This is a genomic window from Porphyrobacter sp. AAP60 (assembly GCF_001296025.1).
GTDB lineage: Bacteria > Pseudomonadota > Alphaproteobacteria > Sphingomonadales > Sphingomonadaceae > Erythrobacter.
This window is the reverse complement of sequence record NZ_LJHV01000023.1, coordinates 240,632-263,354: the sequence shown is the minus strand read 5'-3', so window position 1 is coordinate 263,354 and position 22,723 is coordinate 240,632. Positions and strand designations below refer to the sequence as shown.

Below are 22,723 nucleotides of genomic sequence, written 5' to 3'. Positions count from 1 at the left end.
TGTCTACCCTTCGATGGCCCAATACCCGCTGCCCGGCGCCATCACCTGCGGCAGCGGCCCATCATTGCCGAGCGCGCTTTCGCTGGCAAGCATCCGTGCGGTTTCCCACCCTGCCGGGGGCGACCATTCCGCCGCTGCCTCGCCCAGATTGAAGGCGCACAGCACGTCGCTTTCACCCTCGTGGCGGATAAAGGCGAGCACATCTTCCGGCGTATCGAGCAGGGCGATATCGCCGCTGACCAGGGCGGGATGATCGCGCCGCAACCGCAGGATCTGGCGGGCGTAAGACAGGGTCGAGACCGGGTCTGACGCCTGCCTGTCGACGGCAAAACCGGTGTGCGCCGCGTCAAGTTTCAGCCACGTGCGGTTGGCATTGGAAAAGCCGGCTTGCGGAGCTTTGGCTGCCCAGGGCATCGGTGTGCGCGCGCCGTCGCGGCCCAGCGTATGGGGCCAGTTGGCGATGGCTTCGGGGTCTTGCAGATCCTCGAACGCGACATGGCCCTGCGGCAGGCCCAGTTCTTCGCCCTGATAGAGGATCGGATTGCCGCGTAGGCTCAGCAGCAGCAGCAGATTGAGCCGTGCAGCCCGCGCCATATCGCCGTCCAGCGTCCAGCGGGTGACCGCGCGCGGCGCATCGTGATTGGAGAACGCCCACGAAGGCCAGCCTTCGCCGTCCTCTCCGCTCCATTGCGAAAGGCTGGCGCGCACCAGCGGCGCGGTGAGGCGCGGGGCGTAGAGGAAATCGAAATTATAGGCCGAATCCAGCCGTTTGCCGCCTTGGGTGAAGGCCTTCATCTCCGCCAGCGGCTCCGGCCCGCCGACTTCGGCGACGGTGAAGCGGCCCGGAAATTCGTCGATCGTCTGCCGGATGCGTTCCAGAAATGCGACAATATCCGGGTGCGACTGGTTGTATTGCTTCACCTGCATATCGAACGGGCGGGTGACCAGATCCATCGGCAGACCGCTCGGCGGATTATCGCGCAACTCGGGATCGTGCATCGAGAAGTTGAGCGCATCGAGCCGGAACCCGTCGACGCCGCGACCCAGCCAGAACCGTGCGACATCGAGCAGCGCGTCCTGCACCGCGACATTGTGGACGTTCAGGTCAGGCTGCGATGTCAGGAAATTGTGCAGATAATATTGCTTGCGCGGTCCATCCCACTGCCATGCAGAACCGCCGAAAACCGATTGCCAGTTCGACGGTGGCGACCCATCGGGCCGGGGATCAGCCCAGACATACCAGTCGGCTTTGGAGTTGGTGCGATCGGCACGGCTTTCCTGAAACCACGCGTGTTCGTCAGACGTGTGCGAATAGACCTGGTCGATGATCACCTTCAGGCCCAGCGCGTGGGCCTTTTCGATGATCCGGTCGAAATCCTTGAAGCTGCCGAAGCTGGGATCGATCCCGCAATAATCGGCTACGTCATATCCAAAATCGCGCATCGGCGAGGTGAAGAACGGCGAAATCCAGATGCCGTCCACGCCAAGATCGGCGATATAGTCCAGCCCGTCGGCAATCCCGGCGAGGTCTCCGATCCCGTCACCATTGGTATCACGGAAAGAACGCGGATAAATCTGGTAGATCACCGCTCCGCGCCACCAGGCCAGTTGCCTGGCGGCGGCGGCAGCTTGCGTGGCAGCGCAGGTCTGGGCGGTTGCCATTAGTCTTCAGTCTCCAGAATGCAGGCGGCAAAGCCGAACGCCGGCAGTGTGATTGTAACCGCGCCGGGCGCAGCCAGTGCCGATGGGCATGGCCCCACCAGCGGCGTTACGCCGACCGCGCGGTAGCTGACCTCGACATTGCGGGAAAGCGGCGTTTCACCGGTGTTGAACAGGGTCAGCACGCGCTGTCCGCTTTCGGGATCATGGCGCTCGACCGCGAGCAGGCCGGGAGCACTTTCCTCGAAGGCGCGCACCGTGCTGAGGCCCCGGCGCAGGGCGAGGCTGGCGGTGCGGGCGGCGGAGAGATCACCGATCAACCGGTAGAGCGGGTGTGCGGTATCGAAGTTGCTCTGCGCTGTGGTGGCATCGGTGCCGATCAGCTTGTTGTCGTTATAAACCGCCGTCACGCTGGGAAACATATCCTCGCGCGCCAACTGATCATTGCCGTCACTAATGAAGCCCTGTTCGTCGCCGTAATAGACGGTTGGCACGCCGCGCAGCAGGAACATCATGGCATGGCCCAGCTTCACGCGGGAGAGCAGCGTGTCGGGCTCGTCCGATCCGCTCATTTCGCGCACGAACATCGAAAAGCGGCCGAAATCGTGGTTGCCGAGGAATGTCGGCAAGCCCAGCGCGGTTGTTGCGCCGCCCGGATATATTGCGTCCTGCTGGAGGAATTCGGCCATCAGTCGCGGCGGCGACTTGCCGCTCGCCACCATCTGCGCTGCTTTGGCGAAACCCATGTCGAGCGCATAGGGCAGCCCGCTTTCCGCCATGACCTGCGCGGCAAGTGTAGCGGTGGGTTCTTCAAAGGCGATTTCGCCGAAGATGTGGAAGTGGCCGATCCCCCTGGCCTCGGCCCGGGCCAGCATGGCGGGCACGAAAGCCTGCCAGAACTCGGGGTTCACATGCTTGGCGGTGTCGATGCGGAATCCGTCGATGCCGAAATCGTCGATCCAGCTGCCGAAAATTGCGATCATCCCCGCTACGACGCGCGGGTTTTCGGTGGCGAGATCATCCAGGCCGACAAAATCCCCATAGACGCTGCTTTCGCCAACCCAGTGCGAGTCTCCGCGATTATGGTAGAGCGTGATGTCGTTGAGCCACGCGGGCACCTTCACGTTCTTCTCCGCCTCGCGCACGAACGGCGTATAGGCGAAGGCCGGGTCTGTCAGCCTGGCCCAATTGGCGGGATCAGCGTTGTCATCGCCCGCGAAACCTTCGTTTATGATGGCCCCATCAGGCCCGCCCTTGCGCGAGAAGGGGTAATCGCCTTTGCTGCGATAGGCATAGCCCGTTGCCGCGCCTTCGACATAGTCGATCACGTCGGCGGTGTGGTTGGTGATGATGTCCATATAGACCTTCATCCCGCGCGCGTGGGCGGCATCGACAAAGGCCTTGAATTCGTCATTGGTGCCGAAATGCGGGTCAACCTGTGTGAAATCGGTCACCCAGTAACCGTGATAGCCCGCGCTTTCCTCGCCCGGCTTGCCCTGCACCGGCTTGTTCTTGAAAATCGGCGCAAACCAGATCGCGGTGACACCCATGCCCTGAATATAATCGAGCTTGGCGGTCAGCCCCTTGATGTCGCCGCCGTGGTAGAAGCCCTTGTGCGCGGGATCGAAGCCATGCTGCAGCGGGCCGCCCTTTATCCCGCCGCGATCATTCTTCGGGTCGCCGTTCTCGAACCGGTCGGGCAGGACGAAATAGATGATCTCGTCTTCCAGCTGGCGGTCAGCCATCGCGGTCACTGTTTGCACGGCATCAGGCGCTGCTGTCTGCGCGACCGGCCCTCCTGCAAGTGCAGTGCTGGCGCATAGCGCAGCCGCCATTCCGGCGAAGATTCGCATCATATTTCCACTCCCTCCATGGCCGATTGTGGCATTGTGGGAATCATTTTGCAAATCTTTGTAGACAGATGAGTGGCGGCTGTCGTTTTACTTTAAAAATCTGAAAATCCGTCATTAAATGCGAATTTAAACCCTCTTGCAGCAATTTTTCTGGAGAAAATCTGAAAGTATCTTGCAAAAAATTGCAAGGCGTCCAGACTGTGGGGCAACAGGCTCGAGCGCGCCGGACAGCAGATCCGGGAAGCCATAGCCTTGATTGATCCGTGTCACGTATGGTCAGGGGCCGACGCGGGGGAGAGGGACGTTTGACGATGACGCAAGCCGGCCAAAAGCCTGCGCTGAACGCAGGCCAGATCTGGAACATGAGTTTCGGGTTCCTCGGAATCCAGATCGGATTCGAACTCCAGAATGGCAATGTCAGCCGTATCTTCCAGACTTTGGGCGCGGATGTCGGCAGCCTTGCGATCCTGTGGATTGCCGCGCCAATGACGGGACTCATCGTGCAGCCTATCATCGGCCACCTTTCCGACAAGACATGGAGCCCGCGTTTCGGCCGGCGCCGCCCCTATTTCCTCGTCGGCGCGCTGCTTGCCAGTCTCGCCCTGTTCGTGATGCCCAATGCGCCGGTGCTGTGGGTCGCGGCCGGAATGCTATGGATCATGGACGCATCGCTCAATGTGACGATGGAACCGTTCCGCGCCTTTGTCGGCGATAATCTCCCCGATCGTCAGCGCACTGTGGGCTACGCGATGCAAAGCTTCTTCATCGGCACCGGGGCGGTGCTGGCAGGGGCGCTGCCGTGGATGATGACCAACTGGCTGGGCCTGTCCAATGTCGCACCCGCGGGCGAAATCCCGGAAACGGTGCGCTGGGCGTTCTACATCGGCGGCGCAGCCTTGCTGGCTGCCGTCAGCTGGACGGTGTTCAGCACAAAGGAATACTCACCCGAGCAGCTCGCCGCATTCGAGGTCGCTCGCGGCATTGCTGCACCTGCCACCCCGGTCGCTGCCCTGCGCACCGCGCCGCAGTTTGCCAGAGGCGGGGCGGCATGGATTGTCGCCGGGGCCATCTTTGCCGCGCTCGTCATGATCGCACGGGGAGGGAGCCGTCCGGCGTTTCTCGGCACTATCGAAGTCGCACAAGACCTCTATGTTCTCGCTGGTCTCATCGCCGGGTTTGGCGCCATCCAGTTGATCGCCGGTATGCTGCGTTCGCAGGGGCGCAATCACAACGGCTTCATGGAAGTTGTCAGCGATCTGTTCGCCATGCCGCGCACCATGCGCCAGCTAGCGGTGGTGCAGTTCTTCAGCTGGTTCGCGATGTTCGCTTTGTGGATCTATGGTACGCCGGGCGTGACCGAATATCACTTTGGCGCGACCGACGCTGCCAGCGCCGCCTATCAGGACGGGGCCGACTGGTGGAGCCTGATGGGTTCGGTGCGCAATGGCCTTGCCGCGGCTGCCGCGCTCGGCTTCGTGGTGGTCGCCGCCAGGATCGACCGCACCCGCCTGCATGCAATCAACCTGATGCTGGGCGCAGCGGGCTTTGCGGCGATGCTGCTGATCCGCGATCCGGCGCTGTTGTGGGTGCCGCAGATCGGGCTGGGTATCGCCTGGGCATCAATCGTGGCGCTGCCATATGCGATCCTTGCAGGCTGCGTTCCGGCGGAAAAGATGGGCATTTACATGGGGGTGTTCAACATCTTCATCGTGGTGCCGCAACTGCTGGCAGCGACCCTGCTCGGCTTCCTCGTCACCAACATTTTCGGCGGAGAGCCGATTTACGCGATGGTGATCGCGGCGGTCAGCTTTGTCATGGCAGCGGCTGCGACCTTGTTCGTGAAAGAGGAGTTCGTTTGATGCGTTTGCCATCCACACTGCTGTGCCTTGCCGCCCTGATAAGCGCGCCTGCGCTGGCAGAGCCGGACTATGCCCCGCGTCCCGCAGTCGAACTCACCAACGCCGAATGGACGCGCGATGCGGTGCTGTATCAGCTCAACACGCGCCAGTTCACGGCAGAGGGCACCTTTGTCGCTGCGCAAAGCCACCTGCCGCGCCTCGCCGATATGGGGGTGGATATCATCTGGCTCATGCCGATCCATCCGATTGGTGAACTGAACCGCAAAGGCTCGTTAGGCAGTCCCTATGCCGTGCGCGATTACCGCGCGGTCAATCCGGAATTCGGCACAGAGGCGGAGTTTCGCGCCTTTGTGGACGAAGCGCACCGGCTGGGGATGAAGGTGATCCTTGACTGGGTCGCCAACCATTCGGCGTTCGACAACCCGCTAATCCAGAGCCATCCGGAATGGTATACTCGCAGCCCCGAAGGCGCGCTGATGTCGCCGGTCGGGACCGACTGGTCTGACGTCGCTGACCTCGATTTCAGCCAGCCTGGCCTGCGCCGCTACATGACCGAAAGCCTCGTCTACTGGGTCCGCGAATTCGGCATTGATGGGTATCGCGCCGATGTGGCGGGGTACGTTCCGCTGGATTTCTGGGAAACCGCCCGCGCCGAACTGGAACGTGTCAAGCCGGTGTTTCTACTCGCAGAATGGGAGCAGCGCGATCTGCACGCCCGCGCCTTTGATGCGACCTATGCGTGGAAGTGGAAGGAAGCGATCCAGAAGCTTGTGAGCGACGGCAGCGGGGCAGGGGCCATCCGCAGCTATTATGCAGAGCAGTTCGAAAGCTGGTCGCACGCCGCGATGCGCATGACCTACACCGACAATCACGACCAGAATTCGTGGGATAACGTCGCGAGCGAAATCTACGGTCCGGCCTATGAGGCCGCGATAGCACTGTCCTTCGTGGGCAGCGGTATGCCGCTGATCTACAACGGTCAGGAGGCCGACCTCGATCGCAAACTCGCTTTTTTCGAGAAAGATCCGATTGCATGGCGCGACGGGCGGCACGATCGCCTTTTCCGCCAGCTGATCGAGATCAAGTCAGCGAACCCGGCGCTCCACAACGGGCGCTTTGGTGCACCCATGATCGAGGTGCCCAGCAATGCCACCGACGATGTCTTTGCTTTCACGCGCGGGCAAGCGGGCGAGCGGGTGTTTGCCGCATTCAACCTCAGCCCCCGGCCACATAGCGTGACCTTCGAACACGCGCGTCACCATGGCACCTACACCGATGCGTTGAGCGGAGCATCGGCCAGCTTTGCTGGCGGCGAGACGCTCGATCTGCCCGCATGGGGCTTCCGGATTTTCATCGAGACAATGTGAAGCGTCCAGACAGGGCGCGGGAGAGGAATGATGACGAAGCTTTTGACCCGGATGCTTGGCATGGCGGCGATTGGATGGGCAGCGGCCCCGCTCCATGCCGAAAGCCTGACGCTGGCCTCGCCCGATGGGAAGATCATAGTCACCGTCACCGATGACGGCGGACAGGCGACCTATGCGGTGAGTTTTGAAGGTGGGCAGGTGATCGCGCCTTCCAAGCTCGGTATGATCTTTGCCGAGCATCACGGCTTCGACCGCGGACTGACCATCGCCGGATCGGCCCGCGCCAGCAGCGATACCACGTGGGAACAGCCATGGGGCGAGCGCCGTCTGGTGCGCGATCAGCACAACGAACTGGCAGTGACCTTTGCCCCCGATGCTGGCCCGGCACGGCAAATCACTGTCCGCTTCCGCGCCTTCGATACCGGCATCGGTTTCCGTTACGAACTTCCCGAACAGGCTGCCTTGCGGGGCGACATGAACATCGTGGAGGAACTGACCCAGTTCGGCGTCGGCGAGAAAACCACGATGTGGTACACCCCGTCGGACGAATTCAACCGCTACGAATATGTCACCCGCACCGGCCCTGCCGGCACAGTGGATGATGCCCACACCCCTGCGACCTTCCGCAACGAAGCGGGCATCCATTTCAGTATCCACGAAGCGGCGCTGGTCGATTATTCGTCCATGTCCCTGGGCGCGCTACGGGCCGGCAATTTCGAGGCTCGCCTTCGCAACTGGTCGGGCGGGCCGAAGGTGAAGACTGCGGCCCCGTTCAAATCCCCGTGGCGCACCATTCAGGTGGCGCGCGAGGCGGTGGGGCTGATCAACTCCGACATCATCCTCAACCTCAACGAGCCGAACAAGCTGGGCGATGTCTCGTGGGTGGAGCCCGGCAAATATGTCGGCATCTGGTGGGCTATGCACATCAACGAGAAGACCTGGGGCAGCGGCCCTATCCACGGCGCCACCACCGCAGAAACCAAACGCTACATCGATTTCGCCGCTGAACACGGCTTTGCGGGCGTGCTGGTGGAAGGCTGGAACATCGGCTGGGATGGCGACTGGTTCAACAATGGCGACCTGTTCCGCTTCACTGAACCCATGCCCGATTATGACCTTGCCGAACTGGGCCGCTATGCCCAATCCAAGGGCGTGCGGCTGATCGGGCACCACGAAACATCGGCCAATATCGCCAATTACGAAAGTCAGATGGAAGCCGCTTTCGACCTCATGCAGACGAACGGGGTAAGGGCGGTCAAGACCGGCTATGTCGCCGATGCGGGCGACGTGGTGCGGGTGGATGAAAACGGCATCCGGCGCAATGAATGGCATGATAGCCAGTTCATGGTCGGCCACCACCTGCGCGTGGTTGAAGCCGCCGCCAAGCGCCGGATTGCGATCAACGCGCATGAACCGGTCAAGGACACGGGCCTGCGCCGCACCTACCCCAACTGGATGACCCGCGAAGGCGCGCGGGGGATGGAGTTCAATGCCTGGGGCACGCCGCCCAATCCGCCGAGCCACGAGGCCATGCTGGCTTTCACCCGGATGCTGGCAGGGCCGATGGACTTCACCCCCGGCATCTTCGATCTGCGCCCGAATGAACGCCCGCCGGTGCACGCCGATGGTCCGCGCGGAGACCCGTCAAACCGCCCGCAGACGACGCTGGCCAAGCAGTTGGCGCTGTACGTTGTGCTCTATTCGCCGCTCCAGATGGCTGCCGATTTGCCTGAAAACTACGAAGCGCGAATGGACGCTTTCCAGTTCATCAAGGATGTCGAAGCTGATTGGGAAGAGAGTATCGCACTCGTAGGCGAAGTTGGCGAGTATGTCGCCTTCGCCCGGCAGGGACGCAAGTCGAAGGAATGGTTCCTCGGCGCGGTGACAGACGAGAACGAGCGGGAACTGAGCGTGTCTCTGGCCTTCCTCGAAAAGGGCAAACGCTACCGCGCGCAAATCTATCGCGACGGGCCGGACGCGCATTGGGACACAAATCCCTATGCCATGGTGATCGAGGAAAAGGCGGTAACCGGCGGCGAGGCTTTCGCTGTGCGCCTGGCCGCATCGGGCGGTGTGGCGGTGCGGTTCATCCCCGAAGGCTGATATCGCGCAAACCTAAAGGGCGGGCATCGCCTGATACCCGCCCCCTGTTTCTTCCCATCCAAGGGAAAACTTGTCTTGCGCCTGTGCGCTAGGCGGCCTGTTCCATCCGCGCGAGTTCGCAATGCGACCAGATCTCGGAAAGCGCCTTGATCAGCCGGTCGATATCGCCATCGGTGTGCACGGGTGACGGGGTAACGCGCAGGCGCTCCGTCCCCACCGGCACGGTCGGGTAATTGATCGGCTGCACATAGATGCCGTGGTTGTCCATCAGCCAGTCGCTGATCATTTTGCACTTCTTCGCATCCCCCACCATCACCGGGATGATATGGCTGGGATTGTCCAGGTGCGGGATGCCCATGATATCGAGCGAACGGCGCACCTGTGCAACGCGCTTCTGCTGAAGCTCACGCTCGGCGCTGGAGGTTTTTAGATGCCGGATGCTGGCCGCCGCGCCGGCCGCGATGGCGGGGGGCAGGGCGGTCGAGAAGATGAAGCCGCTGGCAAAGCTGCGCACGAAATCGACGAGGTTGGCTGACGCGGCGATATAACCGCCCATGACGCCGTAAGCCTTGCCAAGCGTGCCTTCGATCACCGTGATCCTGTCCATCAGGCCTTCACGCTCGGCAATCCCGCCACCGCGCGGGCCATAAAGGCCAACAGCGTGAACTTCATCGATATAGCTCATCGCGCCGTGCTTTTCGCAGACGTCGAGGATTTCGGCGATGGGGGCGATATCGCCATCCATCGAATAGACGCTTTCAAACGCGACAAGCTTCGGCACATCGGGGCCGTATTGCGACAGCAACTCGTCCAGGTGCGCCACATCATTGTGGCGGAACACCTTGTAGGGCGCGCGCGAATAACGGATGCCTTCGATCATCGAGGCATGGTTGAGCGCATCGGAAAACACCACGCAGCCAGGAATTTTGCCCGCCAGCGTGCCGAGGCCCGCCCAGTTCGAGACATAGCCCGACGTGAACAGCAGCGCGCTTTCCTTGCCGTGCAGATCGGCCAGTTCGCGTTCGAGCAGCACGTGATGGTGGTTGGTGCCGGAAATGTTGCGCGTGCCGCCAGCGCCTGCGCCGCATTCGTCGAGACATTCATGCATCGCATCGAGCACCGCCGGGTGCTGGCCCATGCCGAGATAGTCGTTCGAGCACCAAACGGTGACCGCCTGGGTTTCGTCATCGATGAAGCGCGTCGCGTGCGGGAATTTGCCGCGGTGGCGCTTGATATCGGTGAACACCCGGTAACGTCCGTCAGCGCGCACAGTGTCGAGCTCACCGGCGAAATAGGCTTCGAAGTCCATGGGTTTTCCCTCTGTATCCATGATTTTATGTCTCAATTCTTGTCCAGTTGCACCGCAGGCTGGGGCTTGGGCCCATTCCGTTTTGGCAGGGCCCAGCCCCACAGCATTCCATCACGGAACGGCAGGGCCAGAAACAGGTGCTCAAGCACGCCAAGCAGGCTCAATGTGAACAGCAGGCTGGCTCCGACCATTTCCGCGCTGCCGACGGGTGCGGCGAGTGCCAGAGCGGCAAACCACACGCTCAGGCCGGTAATCCCGGCAATCGAAGCCGCCAGCAGCATTGTCATGCGGTTGGGGCCGAAATAGGTTTTCAAATAGGCCAGATGCGCAGGCAGCATTTCGGAGGTGCTATTGGGCACGCCTACGAACAGGTTGATCTTCGAAACCAACCGCATCGCGAACATCAGCACGAACACTGTCGCCCCGATCTGGTTGGGGACGTTCCAAGAAAGCGAGATGAGCAGCAGCGCGGTCAACGCCAGCGCGACCTCGTGATGCATCACCGTTGCGGCCGCCTGACGGAAGCGTGCAACACCGGTCAACTGCGGATCCGCCAGCCCCCGGCGCGGCCCGGCGGATGCCCCGGTGAGGAAGCTGAGTTCATGCCAGCCCCACACCATCAGCGCACCGATAAAGGCCAGATACACCGCCCAGACATCCGCTGAAAAGGAAGCGAACAGGATCAACCCAAGCCCGCCAATCCCGGCGATGCTGCCCACGATCAGGCTGCGCGAGAATGTCGTGCTTTCACGGTTATCCGCCCAAGCAATCAGCCCGGTCGCGACAAACCAGATCGCTACCGTCACGAAAAACGGAACAATATGGCCATCCCAGCTTACCACGCGGGCTGAAGCCGGATCGAAGCGGGCAGAGCGTTGGATTTTGGCCGTTGCAGATACATCCGCGCAAAGGCGAGCCCCGCACCGGCCATACCCGAGACGCGGGAGATCATGCCGCCGATGCCGCCTGCCGCCTTGCCTTCTTCGATACGTTCCGCTGCAAGCCGCAGCTTTTCCATCTGGTGGCGGAAGGCCGGCGAATCGATGTCGAGTTCGACCGGGAAGACCTGACGGGCGATCTGGTTGGTGATTTCGAACACTTTGTAATCATACTCGGTCGGATCAACCCCCAGCGCGGCGTGGAACAAGGGGCGGTTGTGATCGCGCACATACATCGTGGCATAGACCGACAGCAGGAAGAAGCGCACCCACAGCTTGTTGGCGCCTTGCAGCAGCTTGGGGTCAGCGCGCAGCAGCATGGCAAAGGCCTCGCCGTGGCGGAACTCGTCATTGCACCATTCTTCAAACCAGTCGAAGATCGGGTGGAACTTGTACTGCGGGTTCTGCGCCAGGTGACGGAAGATGGTGATATAGCGCGCATAGCCGATCTTCTCGGACAGATAGACCGCGTAGAAAATGAACTTCGGCTTGAAATACGTATATTTCTTGGTCTTGGTCAGATAGCCCAAGTCCACGCCGATGCCTGCATCCTTCAGGCTCTCGTTGATGAAGCCGGCATGGCGGCTTTCATCGCGGGCGAGCAAGCGAAACAGCTGCTTCACGTCCGGGTTTTTGGTGCGCCGGGCGATTTCGGCATAGAGCACGCAGCCTGAAAACTCGCTCGTCATCGAACTGACGAGGAAATCGGTGAATTCCTTGCGCAGCGCCGGCTCCAGCCCTTCGATCACGCCTTTGAAGCGGTCTGAATGCTTGAAGTGCATTTTGTTGGGATCGCCCACCATATCCGCGATCAACTGGTCCCATTCCCGGCGCACCAGACTGACATCGATTGCGTCCAGCGCGTCATAGTCAGTGGTATAGAATCGCGGGGTCAGCATGGTGTCCTGCGTCGCGATTGCCATCGCCTCTTCGCTGGTCATCGGCTTATAGGCGTTCATTTGATCCTCCCGGCATGGAAGCTGACTTCGTAAAGTTCGCTAAGGTCGAAATAGGCGGCAACTTTGGTCACACCACGCATCAGCGGGCTGGCACGGGTGACAGTTGCACGGCGTTCGAACACGCGGCTGGTGCCGAACGGGATCTGGATCGGCGCGCCATGGACGCGCACCTTGTCACCCGGCTCCATCGCAATATCGCCATCAAGTTCGACATGGGCGTGAAAATGTTCCGAGCTCTGCTCGACCGTGATGGTGCAGGGCGTTTCGAAGGTTTCGGAGGCCAGGAACGACAGGGCCATATCAGCGAGCCACCTTGCTGGGGAGCAGATCGGCGTAGACCACGCGGTTCATCGAACCGAAAGCGGTGACTTCGATATTCACGCCAGAGACCGGATCGGTCAGGGTCAGATCACCATTGTCCCATTCGGTCAGTGTAAACGGCACTTCAGCCCCCTGCCCGCGAATTCGGCGCTGGTGGACAAGGCTACGCACGCTGGCACGGATGAAACCGCCTTCGCCCTGACCATAACGTGCGAGCACCTCGGCGGTAACACCGTCCTCGATCCGCACTGTTCCGTCGGCTTCGTCGAAGAACTTGAGCGAGCGCTCCTGAATGGCATTGGCCCCGGTTGCAGCGCGGGCTTCGGCCGGTACCGATTGGCGTTCGAAAAAGCCGAGTGTCACCGATGCTGTCAGCGCGAGCGAAATCGCCACGATGCCGCCCATCAGGTAAAGCGGGACCCTGTGGACGGTGACTTCGTCCTCTTCATATTCGCGCACAATCATGCGGGGGCTCCCTCAAGGCCGGGTTCGCCGCGGTGGATCGCCGGGGCGCTGCGTGCCGGTGTTGGCGCAGGCTGAGACCCGTGTTGGACGCTCGCCGGAGCCGCTTCATTGATCTCGGTCAAATTTCGCTCGATCGCGCCGAATTGTGCCCGAGTCTCGGCGATCAGCTGCGCGAGGTGTGCGGCATCGGGGATCGCGCGCAGCATAGGCTGCGGGCGGGCATAATGCCAAGGGCGCGAATGCGGCCACAACAGCAGCGTGCCAAGCAGGCGTTCTCCGGAAAGCTCAAGCGCGATATCGCCAAAATTGCCGCCGCGGCCGCGCAGGTGGGCTGCGGTGACCTGCTTCAGCGGAAGATTGACCCGCGTTTCGATCGCCATGCCAATGCGCATGATCAGGCGCGAGTCGGTAAGGATATAGAGCGTAGTGCGCGCGCTGAGCCAGGCCAGCACGTAAAGGATGGCAAGCAAAGCCACGCCCAGCACCGCAGAGACAATCGCGCCGTCGGTCTTGCCCATCATCAATGCGATCGCGGTCAACGCGACAAAATAGGCGCCAAGCTTGCGGGTGTGGAAAGCGGTCCGAGCCAGCAGACCAACGGCCGGACGGCCCTTCCACAGCACTTTCTCGTCCGAAGCGGGCGTGCCCATCCGGTCACCGAAGGCCTTCGGCCCATCGTTTTCCAGTTCGCTGTGGTCGATGCTGGCGGGCAGCGACGTTGCCGTCGCTGCCGCGCCTGCGGTGTGGTTCAGATCCATGCTTCCGACCTTTCAGGGGTGGCATACATGTACCCGCCGCCGAAATAGGCCTGGATGCGGTCTTCTTCGTAACGGGTTATGATGCGTGCGGTTTCGAGCGCCGGGACATCTTCGAACTGCGCGGCGGTGATCGCGTCGATCTCGACATACTGGCGTTCGTCATGGTTGGTGGTCGGCAGAATCTTGCCCAGCAGGCTGTTGCCATGCACCACGGCCACCATCATCGGTGCCATCACCTTTTTGCCGGTGGTGGTTTCGATTTCGAGGTAGCGGATCAGGTGTTCGGCCTGATCGACCCAGATATCGCTGACCTTGCCTACGGCTTGCTTATCCGCGCCGATCACATCCCACCCGATCAACTGCGGATCATTGGGGGAGATGATCAATTCGTGGCTATCGGCAAGCGGCACGATGCGCGGACGGCCATCGAAGGTCAGATCGGGATACTTTGCACGGTTGGCGAATGCTCCCGGCCCCATGCCTGCCTTCATCGGGTCGCCAGTCGGCACCCACGGAGCACCAGCAGCCTTGAATGACTGCGCGCCGGGCACGTTGATGTCGTCGCGGGCGACATCTTCGGGCACATAGGTTCCGCGGCCGTTTGGCAGCTGGAAGGTCTTCTTGTCGCCATCGAACAGGCTGCCGGGGAGGATCCTGCCGGTTTCCTCCTCCTCGAGCGGATAGCCCTCGCGGCGGCTTTCCTTGTTAAGGTAGAATACCAGCGCAATAAAGAAACCGAAGAACAGCAGAAAAGCGAGTTCGGCGACGTCAAACGTCCCGACGATGTAAGTGGCGTTCATTTCACATTCCTCCAATGGAATAATCCGGCAGAGGCGCAAGCCGGCAGGATACGATACGGGCGGACACGGGTAATCATGTCGGGAACTCCCTCAGCCCGAATGGCTGGCTGAGTGGGTCTTCGGCATCAGGATCGCGGCCGCGCTGCTGGCCGACAAGCGGGCCAATCGCAGCCAGGCCGACAAGCAGCAGAGCAATTTCGAGAATGTAGACAGAACTGTAACCGGCCGCGCGGGTGGCGATGCTGACGGCTTCGCCGCTGCCGATCATCGCCGCAACCCCGTCGCGCATCAGCCCGCCAATGGCGATCCCGGCGCCAGCGCAACTGGCCTGCACTGCGCCCCAGGCACCCAGCGCAAGGCCGGCGGTTTCGGTCTTCGCAATGTTCATCGCTTCCATCAGCGTGCCGACCGAGAACAGGCCGAGACCCAGTCCGATTGTCAAAGCGCCCGCATAGAGCATCACCAGAGACGCGAATGGCCCTGCAAACAGTACCAGCAGGAAGGCGTTGATCCCGACAACAAGACCGGCGCCAGCCAGTCGCAGCGGATCCCAGCCGCGCGCGAGGCAGCGGCCCGAAACCATGAAACCGATCAGCGATCCCAGCGCCCATGCGCCGGTCAGCCCGGTCGTCGCGCCAACAGACAGACCGAGAATTTCACCGCCATAGGGTTCCAGCAGGGCATCCTGCATCGCAAAGCCGGCAGCGCCGATGCCGATTGCAACAAGCAGGCGTGCGTTGCGGCCGTCACGGACGAAAGCCTGCCACAAGACCGAAAAGTCGGGACGGTGACGATCCGGCGCAGTGACCGCCGGGTTGCGTGCTTCCTGCTTCCAGAGTGCGATGACATTGAGGGCGATGGTCAGCACGGCTGCGCCCTGGATAACCTGCACCAGCCGCGTGGGGCTGTAATCGATCAGCAGTCCGCCGATAACGAATGCGGCAAACATCATGCCGACCAGCAGCATCACATATAGCAGGGCCACCGCGCGAGGGCGCTTGTCTTCGGGCGCAAGATCGGTCGCCAACGCGAGACCCGCAGTCTGCGTGACGTGAAAGCCGGTGCCGGTCAAAAGAAACGCGGCCGCTGCGCCGACAAGGCCGATATTGAAGACGTCCGGCTTGCCCAGCAGCAGCAGCGCGAATGGCATAATCGCCAGACCCCCGAACTGCATCATTGTGCCGAACCAGATATAGGGAACACGCCGCCAGCCGAGCACCGAACGGTGGGTGTCGGACTTGTGCCCGATCAGGGCGCGGAATGGCGCCACCAGCAGCGGCACGGCGATCAGCAGCGCGACAAGCCAGGTCGGTGTGCCAAGTTCCACCACCATCACGCGGTTCAAGGTGCCGTTGAGCAGGACCATGGCCATGCCCACACTCACCTGAAACAAGGCAAGCCGGAGCAGACGGCCAAGGGGCAGGTCCACGCTCGCCGCGTCCGCAAACGGGAGCATCTGGAAAACCAGCGCTGTCCAATGCGGTTGGGGAGGGCGGACCGGGCGGTTCATCCGTGGCGCACCAGTTCAAGCGCCTGCGATTTGTAGAACCCGCTCGAAATGCGCTGCGTGCGCCCAATGCTCCAACCGGGCAGACTGGCAAGCCGCTGGTGCAGGTCGTCCTCGGCCACCGGCACGATGGCGGGCGAGCGATCCGATTTGGGAAAGGCTTTTCCGATCGTATGCATCGTCGCCAGCAGCGTGGTGCGCGGGGCGTAGGTGAACAGGATCGAATGGGTGGTGCGCGCCGCCAGCTGCGAAAGCGCATCAACCAGATCTTCAGGCTGATAATGGATCAGCGAATCCATCGCGACAACGTGGGCAAAGATGCCGAGCGAGGGATCGAGCATGTCGCCGCTGCGCCAGTGGATGCGCCCGTGGCCGATAAAGGACGGGGTGCGTTCCCGGGCAACTTCGACCAGCCCAGCGGCCACATCGATCCCGGTAACTTCGGCGCCGCGGCAGGCGGCGGCCACTGCCAGCGATCCGGTGCCGCAGCCTGCATCCAGTACGGACGTGCGGCGCAGATCGGTCGGCAACCAATCCATCAGGGTACCGCGCATCGCATCGCGTCCGGCCCGCACGGTGGCGCGAATGCCGCTGACCTTGGTGTCAGAGGTGAGATCAATCCACGCCTGACGCGCAGTGCTGTCGAAATAAGTCGCCAGCGCCTCGCGCCGGTGATCATACTCGGATGGAAGCCGTGTCGCCATTATTCGAACCCCAGGAAGTCGAAGATGTCACGATCCTTCATCGGCTGCGCTGCTGACGGATCGACACCGGCCCACAGCATTGCTGCCAGCCGCAGATATTCGTCCTGCGCGGCGATCACTTCGGGATCATCGCCCATTTCGAACAAAGTGCACTTCTTCAGGCGCGAGCGGCGGATCGCATCGACATCGCGGAAGTGCGCGAGGCGCGGCATGCCCACCTTGTCGCAGAAGCGATCGATCTCGTCGGTATCTTTGCTGCGATTGGCGACCACGCCGGCAAGGCGCACATCGTAGTTCTTCGATTTCGCCGCAATCGCCGCCACGATCCGGTTCATTGCGAAGATCGAGTCAAAGTCGTTCGCGGCCACTACCAGCGCGCGCTCGGCATGTTGCAGCGGGGCAGCGAAGCCGCCGCACACCACATCGCCCAGCACGTCGAAGATCACGACATCGGTTTCTTCGAGCAGATGGTGCTGCTTCAACAGCTTCACGGTCTGGCCGACCACATATCCGCCGCAGCCGGTGCCTGCCGGAGGCCCGCCGGCCTCTACGCACATGACGCCGTTGTAACCTTCGAACATATAGTCTTCAGGCCGCAGTTCCTCGGCGTGGAATTCGACCGTTTCCAGCACGTCGATCACCGTCGGCATCAGTTTTTTGGTCAGCGTGAAGGTGCTGTCATGCTTGGGATCGCAACCGATCTGGAGCACGCGGTGGCCCAGCTTCGAAAAGGCAGCCGACAGGTTAGACGAGGTGGTCGATTTGCCGATCCCGCCCTTGCCGTAGACCGCGAACACCTTGGCGCCCTTGATCTTGTCTTCCGGGTCCAGCTGGACCTGGACCGATCCGTCGCCGTCGGGCTGGCTGAAAGCGGATGAGGGGCTGTGAAGGTTCATGTGTTCGGATCCCTTTTAATCATTCGCCCGCGAACACGCCTTCAAGGCGGTCCTCGAGTTCGTCGCTCGCCAGCCGGAGGGCGGCGAGAGTGGCTTCGTCAGGTTCCCACAGGTGGCGGTCACAGGCTTCAAGCAGGCGGTTGGCAACGCGTCCTGCGCTTTTCGGATTGAGGTCAGACAGGCGCCGCCGCATTGTTTCATCGAGCACGAAGGTCTCGGAAATCTTCTGGTACACCCACGGCGCAACCTGTCCGGTGGTGGCTGACCAGCCGAGCGTGCTGGTGACATGGCCTTCGATCTGGCGGACGCCTTCGTAGCCGTGTTCCAGCAACCCTTCGAACCACTTGGGGTTCAGCGTGCGGGTACGGGTTTCAAGATCGATCTGTTCGCCCAGTGTGCGCACCTTGGTGCTGCCGCGCGTGGCATCAAGGATGTAGACCGGGGTATCGATCCCCTTGGCGCGGCTGACCGACCGGGTGACGCCGCCAAGCCCGTCAACATATTGATCGACATCATTGATGCCGAGTTCGACGCTTTCGAGGTTCTGGTAGGTGAAATCGACCGTGGAGAGCGCGCTTTGCAACAATTCGCGCTGCTGCACCGGCTTGCCCGATACGCCGTAAGCAAAGCCCTTGTTGATCTCGAACGCATTGGCCAGTTCATCGGGATCGGCCCAGACACCGCCTTCAATCATCTGGTTGACGTTGGCGCCGTAAGCGCCCTCGGCATTGGAGAAGACCCGCAATGCGGCAGTTTCGATATCGCAGCCGTGCTTTTCCATCTGGGCGAGCGTGTGCTTGCGAACGAAGTTGGCTTCCGGCGTTTCATCGGCCTGACTGGCGAGCAGCGCGGCTTCGGCCAACATCCGGGTCTGCATTGGCAGAAGATCGCGGAAAATGCCCGAAAGCGTCATCACCACGTCGATGCGCGGACGACCCAGTTCTTCGAGCGGGATGAGCACCGAACCGCACAGGCGACCATAGGAATCACGCCGCGGACGGGCGCCCATCAGCGTCATCGCCTGCGCGATCTGGACGCCTTCGGACTTCATGTTGTCCGTGCCCCACAGCACCATCGCGATGCTTTCGGGGAAGGGCTCGCCGCCGTTCACATGACGGGCGATCAATTGCTCGGCCTGTTCGCTGCCAAGGCGGCAGGCGTAGGCGGAGGGCATCAGGAACGGATCGAAGCCGTGGATATTGCGGCCCGTGGGCAGGACATCAGGGTTCACGACCACATCGCCGCCGGGTGCGGGCTGGACATAGCCGCCATCAAGAGCGTGGATCAGCGCGCCAAGTTCGTCCGAGGAATCAAGCCTGGCGGCCAGCAAGGCGCGGTCAGGGGTGGGGCCATCAAGGCTGCCGGCCTCGATCATCGCATCGAGCATGTCCTCGCGTGCCGCACCCTGCGGGTTCTGGCCGAAGACGTGTAACCCGTGCGGGATCAGCGCCGCTTCCATTTCGTAAAGCCGCGCAGGCAGTTCGCCGATGTCGACATAGGTGATGTCGAGCGCTTCGCATTGATCGGCGATCAACTGCGCCAGATCGGCGCGCTCCGCTGCGTGATCGGCATCGTCGATCGTCGCGCGCCAGCGATCAACGCTTGCCTTCAGTTCCACCAGACCCTTGTAAAGCCCGGCCTGCGCCAGCGGAGGGGTGAGATAGCTAACCAGCGTCGCGCCAGAACGGCGCTTGGCCAGCATCCCTTCCGAAGGGTTGTTGGCGGCATAGAGGTAGAAATTGGGCGTGTCGCCGATCAGGCGATCCGGCCAGCACTTGCCCGACATCCCGGCCTGCTTGCCCGGCATGAATTCAAGCGCGCCGTGGGTGCCGAAATGCAGGATCGCATGCGCGCCGAAATCTTCGCGGATCCAGCGGTAGAATGCGCTGAAGGCATGGGTGGGGCTGAAGCTGCCTTCGAACAGCAACCGCATCGGATCGCCTTCATAACCGAAGCCCGGCTGAACACCGACAAAGACATTACCAAAATGCGCGCCCTGGATGAGGATATGGCCGCCGTCCGAAAGCTGTTTGCCGGGCGCAGGGCCCCACGCTGCTTCGATTTCGGCGAGATGCTTTTCGCGCCGCACATGGTCATCCGCCGGGATGCGGTGAGCGACGTTGGCATCGGTGCCATAACGGTCTGTGTTGCCCTTCAGCAGTGCGTCGCGCATCGCATCGACGTTGGCGGGCACTTCGACATCATAGCCATCGGTGCCAAGCCTTTGCAGCGTGGCGTAAAGCGATTCATGCACGCCCATAAAGGCGGCGGTTCCAGTAGCCCCGGCGTTGGGCGGGAAGTTGAACACCACGATGGCGAGCTTGCGGGCGGCGCGTTCCGAGCGGCGCAGCTGGATCAGTTTCACAGCGCGAGCCGCCAGAGCTTCGGCGCGTTCTGGGCAGGCCTGCATCGGTCGTGCCTTGTGCGAGGCGGGACGGGGACAGCGCCGGTCGCAGCCGCCGCAGCCTTCGCCGGACATGCCTGCGCGCCCACCAAATACGCTCGGCACGGTCGAGCCGTCGAGTTCCGGCATCGCGACCATCATGGTCGATTCCAGCGGCAGCAGACCCTGCGGCCGGTGCGCCCATTCCTCAATCGTCTGGAACTCGATCGCGTGGGCGGCAAGGTAGGGCAGATCAAGCTTGCCCAGCACTTCGCGCGCGGCCTGCGCGTCGCTATAAGCCGGGCCGCCGACCAGCGAGAACCCCGTCAGATTGACCACCGCATCCACTGTCGGCTGGCCATCCGGCCCGATGAAGAACTGTTCGATCGCCGGGCGCGCATCCAGCCCGCTGGCGAATACCGGCACGACCTTGAGGCCAGCGGCTTCGAAAGCGGCAATCGCGCCGTCGTAATGCGCACAGTCGCGGCCCAGCAGATAAGACCGCAGCAGGATCAGCCCGACGGTGCCGTGCTTGCCCTGCTCACGCGGCAGCAGGCGTAGGCTTTCGGACATGCGTTGCTGGGTGCGGGGGTGATAGACACCGGTTTCGGGGTATTCGAGCGGGGCCTCGGCCTTGGTGATGCCGCGGCGATACATGCGCTCGCCCGCAGCGTAGCGATCGATCAGCGCGCGCACCATGGCGACCACGTTTTCGTCCGATCCGGCCAGCCAGTATTGCAGGGTGAGGAAATAGGCGCGCACATCTTGCGCGGCGCCGGGAATAAAGCGCAGGATTTTGGGCAGGCGGCGCAGCATCTTCATCTGCCCCGCACCCGAATTGGGCTTGCCATTCTTGCCCGCATTGCCGCGCAGCTTTTTCAGCAGCGCGAGCGGTCCTTTCGCAGGCGCATCCATGCGATAGCCACCCATGCGGGTAAGCTTCACAACCTCTCCGGCCGACATCAGGCAGACCATGGCATCGCAGGCTTCGCGCCGGGCTTCCAGGGCAGGCAGGATTGCGCGAATGTGATCATCAAGGAACAGCATCGTCGCAATGACAATGTCGGCCTCGGCAATTGCGGTCTTGGCTTTTTCCAGTTCGGCCGCGTCGCTGCCCCATTCGGAGGCGGCGTAGAGGCTGAGGTTGATCCCCTCCGGTGCCAGCGCTTCGTCTGCGCGGTCAACCGCGCCCTTCAGGTGATTGTCGAGCGTGATGATGACCACCCGCACGGGAGCGCAAGGATCGACGGATGCGGCGGAGGCGACATTACCGTGCATAATGCGCCTTTGCGTCATAGAGGGTTTCGAGATCGATCTGCGCGCGGCCATCCGCTGCGGCGAATGCCTCGGTGTTGCGGCGGGCCTTGCCGCGCACGAAGAAGGGGATTTTCTTCAGCTCGCGCTCGGCCTCGTCGGTCCAGCCTGTCGCGCCGGCCTCTGCGAGCGCGGGCGCCGGAATGTCGGCAACCTGCGTTTCGGCGTCTGCCTGCACTGATGCCCTGCGCGGTGAATGGGCTGCGTGGTGCGAAGCGCCTGCCTCGTCGGAAAATTCGAAATCGTCGCGGAACATGGTGAGCAGATGCTCTTCCAGCCCCATCACCAGCGGGTGCACCCAGGTGTCGAAGATCACGTTGGCGCCTTCGAAACCCATCTGCGGAGAGTGGCGCGCGGGGAAATCCTGCACGTGCACCGGCGCGCTGATGACCGCGCAGGGGATGCCCAGCCGCTTGGCGATGTGGCGTTCCATCTGCGTGCCCAGCACCAGTTCCGGCGCGGCTGCGGCGATCGCATCCTCTACTGCGAGGTGATCATCGGTGATCAGCGCCTCGATACCGCAGCGCGCGGCTTCGGCGCGGACTTCGCGGGCGAATTCGCGGGCATAGCAGCCAAGGCCGCAGACTTCGAAGCCCAGTTCCTCGCGGGCGATCCGGGCAGCGGCAACCGCATGGGTCGCATCGCCGAAGATGAACACGCGCTTGGAGGTCAGGTAGGTCGAATCGACCGACCGTGACCACCAGGGCATCCGGGAAGAGGTGTCGCCGAGGGCAGGCGTGGGATCTGCACCTGCCAGCTCGGCGACGTCGGCGATGAAGGAGCGGGTAGCTCCTACGCCGATAGGGACGGTCCGCACGGTTGGCTGATCGAAAGTCTTTTCGAGCCAGCGTGCGGCCTCATCTGCGATTTCGGGATAGAGGACGATGTTGAAATCGGCGGCGCCGATCTGTGTGATGTCCTGCGGGGTGGCGCCAAGCGGAGCGACGAGATTGACCTCGACACCCAGCAGGGCAAGAATCTTGCGGATCTCGACCAGATCATCGCGGTGGCGAAAGCCCAGCGCGGTAGGGCCAAGGATGTTGACGCGGGCAGGGCGGCCTTCGCGGGGCGCGCGCAGCACCGACTTGTCAGCCAGATTGCGCACGATCTGGTAAAACGTTTCCGACGCTCCCCAGTTTTCCTTGCGCTGGTAGCTTGGCAGTTCGAGCGGGATGACCGGGCAGGGCAGCCCCATCGCCTCGGACAGGCCGGCCGGATCGTCCTGGATCAGTTCCGCCGTACACGATGCGCCAACGATGATCGCCTGCGGGTTGAACCGGGCAACCGCTTCGCGCGCGGCATCCTGGAAGATTTGCGCGGTATCCTTGCCCAGATCGCGCGCTTCGAAGGTGGTGTAGGTGACGGGCGGGCGCTTTGCCCTCCGCTCGATCATAGTGAACAGCAGATCGGCGTAGGTGTCGCCCTGCGGCGCGTGCAGTACGTAATGGAGTTTCTCCATTGCGGTTGCCACGCGCATCGCGCCGACGTGGGGCGGGCCTTCATAAGTCCAGACTGCCAGTTGCATCGC

At 62.2% G+C, this 22,723-nt stretch carries 17 protein-coding genes; 3 read left to right on the top strand and 14 right to left on the bottom strand.

The window, feature by feature from the left end; translation table 11 throughout:
• Positions 1 to 3: 3 nt before the first annotated feature.
• Both IP79_RS14370 and IP79_RS14365 read right to left on the bottom strand, forming a co-directional pair.
• The gene (locus IP79_RS14370; RefSeq protein WP_054119970.1) at positions 4 to 1,662 is read right to left on the bottom strand and encodes an alpha-amylase family glycosyl hydrolase; all 1,659 of its coding nucleotides are present in this window, start codon (positions 1,660 to 1,662) and stop codon (positions 4 to 6) included.
• Positions 1,662 to 3,515, bottom strand: a complete 1,854-nt coding sequence (locus IP79_RS14365; RefSeq protein ID WP_054119969.1) for an alpha-amylase family glycosyl hydrolase — start codon at positions 3,513 to 3,515, stop codon at positions 1,662 to 1,664. The genes IP79_RS14370 and IP79_RS14365 overlap by 1 nt, the downstream gene beginning before the upstream one ends.
• A gap of 308 nt (positions 3,516 to 3,823) precedes the next feature.
• Between IP79_RS14365 and IP79_RS14360 the strand changes: the two genes are divergently transcribed.
• From IP79_RS14360 to IP79_RS15575, 3 genes are read left to right on the top strand one after another with little or no spacing between them, the layout of a single operon-like run.
• A complete protein-coding gene (locus IP79_RS14360; protein WP_054119968.1) occupies positions 3,824 to 5,371 on the top strand; it encodes an MFS transporter in 1,548 nt (515 codons plus the stop codon).
• Complete coding sequence (locus tag IP79_RS15580) at positions 5,371 to 6,738, top strand: alpha-amylase family glycosyl hydrolase (protein ID WP_054119967.1); 1,368 nt, start codon at positions 5,371 to 5,373, stop codon at positions 6,736 to 6,738. Before IP79_RS14360 ends, IP79_RS15580 begins: the two co-directional genes overlap by 1 nt.
• 27 nt (positions 6,739 to 6,765) lie before the next feature.
• Positions 6,766 to 8,841 carry a glycoside hydrolase family 97 protein gene (locus IP79_RS15575; RefSeq protein WP_197273835.1) on the top strand — a complete coding sequence of 692 codons (2,076 nt, stop codon included), beginning with the start codon at positions 6,766 to 6,768 and terminating at the stop codon, positions 8,839 to 8,841.
• Positions 8,842 to 8,929: 88 nt separating this feature from the next.
• On the opposite strand, the gene hemA is transcribed toward IP79_RS15575, so the two are convergent.
• The 12 genes from hemA to bchB all read right to left on the bottom strand — a co-directional run bounded on the left by hemA (position 8,930) and on the right by bchB (position 22,720).
• A complete protein-coding gene (gene hemA / locus IP79_RS14345; RefSeq protein WP_054119966.1) occupies positions 8,930 to 10,150 on the bottom strand; it encodes a 5-aminolevulinate synthase in 1,221 nt (406 codons plus the stop codon).
• 32 nt (positions 10,151 to 10,182) lie between these two features.
• Positions 10,183 to 10,992, bottom strand: coding sequence for a putative photosynthetic complex assembly protein PuhE (gene puhE, locus IP79_RS14340; protein ID WP_054119965.1), 810 nt, complete (start codon positions 10,990 to 10,992; stop codon positions 10,183 to 10,185).
• Positions 10,986 to 12,047: a magnesium-protoporphyrin IX monomethyl ester (oxidative) cyclase gene (gene acsF, locus IP79_RS14335; RefSeq protein ID WP_054119964.1), complete on the bottom strand. Its 1,062-nt coding sequence runs from the start codon at positions 12,045 to 12,047 to the stop codon at positions 10,986 to 10,988. The genes puhE and acsF overlap by 7 nt, the downstream gene beginning before the upstream one ends.
• Positions 12,044 to 12,346, bottom strand: coding sequence for a hypothetical protein (locus tag IP79_RS14330; RefSeq protein ID WP_054119963.1), 303 nt, complete (start codon positions 12,344 to 12,346; stop codon positions 12,044 to 12,046). Before IP79_RS14330 ends, acsF begins: the two co-directional genes overlap by 4 nt.
• A gap of 1 nt (position 12,347) precedes the next feature.
• Positions 12,348 to 12,833 carry a photosynthetic complex assembly protein PuhC gene (puhC, locus tag IP79_RS14325; protein WP_054119962.1) on the bottom strand — a complete coding sequence of 162 codons (486 nt, stop codon included), beginning with the start codon at positions 12,831 to 12,833 and terminating at the stop codon, positions 12,348 to 12,350.
• Positions 12,830 to 13,591 carry a photosynthetic complex putative assembly protein PuhB gene (gene puhB, locus IP79_RS14320; protein WP_054119961.1) on the bottom strand — a complete coding sequence of 254 codons (762 nt, stop codon included), beginning with the start codon at positions 13,589 to 13,591 and terminating at the stop codon, positions 12,830 to 12,832. Before puhB ends, puhC begins: the two co-directional genes overlap by 4 nt.
• Complete coding sequence (gene puhA / locus IP79_RS14315; RefSeq protein ID WP_054119960.1) at positions 13,582 to 14,391, bottom strand: photosynthetic reaction center subunit H; 810 nt, start codon at positions 14,389 to 14,391, stop codon at positions 13,582 to 13,584. The genes puhB and puhA overlap by 10 nt, the downstream gene beginning before the upstream one ends.
• 73 nt (positions 14,392 to 14,464) lie before the next feature.
• The gene (locus IP79_RS14310; RefSeq protein WP_054119959.1) at positions 14,465 to 15,901 is read right to left on the bottom strand and encodes a BCD family MFS transporter; all 1,437 of its coding nucleotides are present in this window, start codon (positions 15,899 to 15,901) and stop codon (positions 14,465 to 14,467) included.
• Positions 15,898 to 16,602 (bottom strand): magnesium protoporphyrin IX methyltransferase, encoded by a 705-nt coding sequence (bchM, locus tag IP79_RS14305; protein ID WP_054119958.1) that lies wholly within the window; start codon positions 16,600 to 16,602, stop codon positions 15,898 to 15,900. Before bchM ends, IP79_RS14310 begins: the two co-directional genes overlap by 4 nt.
• Positions 16,602 to 17,498 (bottom strand): ferredoxin:protochlorophyllide reductase (ATP-dependent) iron-sulfur ATP-binding protein, encoded by an 897-nt coding sequence (gene bchL, locus IP79_RS14300; protein ID WP_054119957.1) that lies wholly within the window; start codon positions 17,496 to 17,498, stop codon positions 16,602 to 16,604. Before bchL ends, bchM begins: the two co-directional genes overlap by 1 nt.
• Positions 17,499 to 17,517: 19 nt before the next feature.
• The gene (locus tag IP79_RS14295; RefSeq protein WP_054119956.1) at positions 17,518 to 21,159 is read right to left on the bottom strand and encodes a magnesium chelatase subunit H; all 3,642 of its coding nucleotides are present in this window, start codon (positions 21,157 to 21,159) and stop codon (positions 17,518 to 17,520) included.
• Positions 21,149 to 22,720: a ferredoxin:protochlorophyllide reductase (ATP-dependent) subunit B gene (bchB, locus tag IP79_RS14290; protein ID WP_054119955.1), complete on the bottom strand. Its 1,572-nt coding sequence runs from the start codon at positions 22,718 to 22,720 to the stop codon at positions 21,149 to 21,151. The genes IP79_RS14295 and bchB overlap by 11 nt, the downstream gene beginning before the upstream one ends.
• Positions 22,721 to 22,723 lie beyond the last annotated feature (3 nt).

What these genes read in the sequence shown, in the direction of transcription:
- IP79_RS14370 (WP_054119970.1), bottom strand. Translation starts at nt 1,662, where the DNA reads ATGGCAACCGCCCAGACCTGCGCTGCCACGCAAGCTGCCGCCGCCGCC.
- IP79_RS14365 (WP_054119969.1), bottom strand. Translation starts at nt 3,515, where the DNA reads ATGATGCGAATCTTCGCCGGAATGGCGGCTGCGCTATGCGCCAGCACT.
- IP79_RS14360 (WP_054119968.1), top strand. Translation starts at nt 3,824, where the DNA reads ATGACGCAAGCCGGCCAAAAGCCTGCGCTGAACGCAGGCCAGATCTGG.
- IP79_RS15580 (WP_054119967.1), top strand. Translation starts at nt 5,371, where the DNA reads ATGCGTTTGCCATCCACACTGCTGTGCCTTGCCGCCCTGATAAGCGCG.
- IP79_RS15575 (WP_197273835.1), top strand. Translation starts at nt 6,766, where the DNA reads ATGATGACGAAGCTTTTGACCCGGATGCTTGGCATGGCGGCGATTGGA.
- hemA (WP_054119966.1), bottom strand. Translation starts at nt 10,150, where the DNA reads ATGGACTTCGAAGCCTATTTCGCCGGTGAGCTCGACACTGTGCGCGCT.
- acsF (WP_054119964.1), bottom strand. Translation starts at nt 12,047, where the DNA reads ATGAACGCCTATAAGCCGATGACCAGCGAAGAGGCGATGGCAATCGCG.
- IP79_RS14330 (WP_054119963.1), bottom strand. Translation starts at nt 12,346, where the DNA reads ATGGCCCTGTCGTTCCTGGCCTCCGAAACCTTCGAAACGCCCTGCACC.
- puhC (WP_054119962.1), bottom strand. Translation starts at nt 12,833, where the DNA reads ATGATTGTGCGCGAATATGAAGAGGACGAAGTCACCGTCCACAGGGTC.
- puhB (WP_054119961.1), bottom strand. Translation starts at nt 13,591, where the DNA reads ATGGATCTGAACCACACCGCAGGCGCGGCAGCGACGGCAACGTCGCTG.
- puhA (WP_054119960.1), bottom strand. Translation starts at nt 14,391, where the DNA reads ATGAACGCCACTTACATCGTCGGGACGTTTGACGTCGCCGAACTCGCT.
- IP79_RS14310 (WP_054119959.1), bottom strand. Translation starts at nt 15,901, where the DNA reads ATGAACCGCCCGGTCCGCCCTCCCCAACCGCATTGGACAGCGCTGGTT.
- bchM (WP_054119958.1), bottom strand. Translation starts at nt 16,602, where the DNA reads ATGGCGACACGGCTTCCATCCGAGTATGATCACCGGCGCGAGGCGCTG.
- bchL (WP_054119957.1), bottom strand. Translation starts at nt 17,498, where the DNA reads ATGAACCTTCACAGCCCCTCATCCGCTTTCAGCCAGCCCGACGGCGAC.
- IP79_RS14295 (WP_054119956.1), bottom strand. Translation starts at nt 21,159, where the DNA reads ATGCACGGTAATGTCGCCTCCGCCGCATCCGTCGATCCTTGCGCTCCC.
- bchB (WP_054119955.1), bottom strand. Translation starts at nt 22,720, where the DNA reads ATGCAACTGGCAGTCTGGACTTATGAAGGCCCGCCCCACGTCGGCGCG.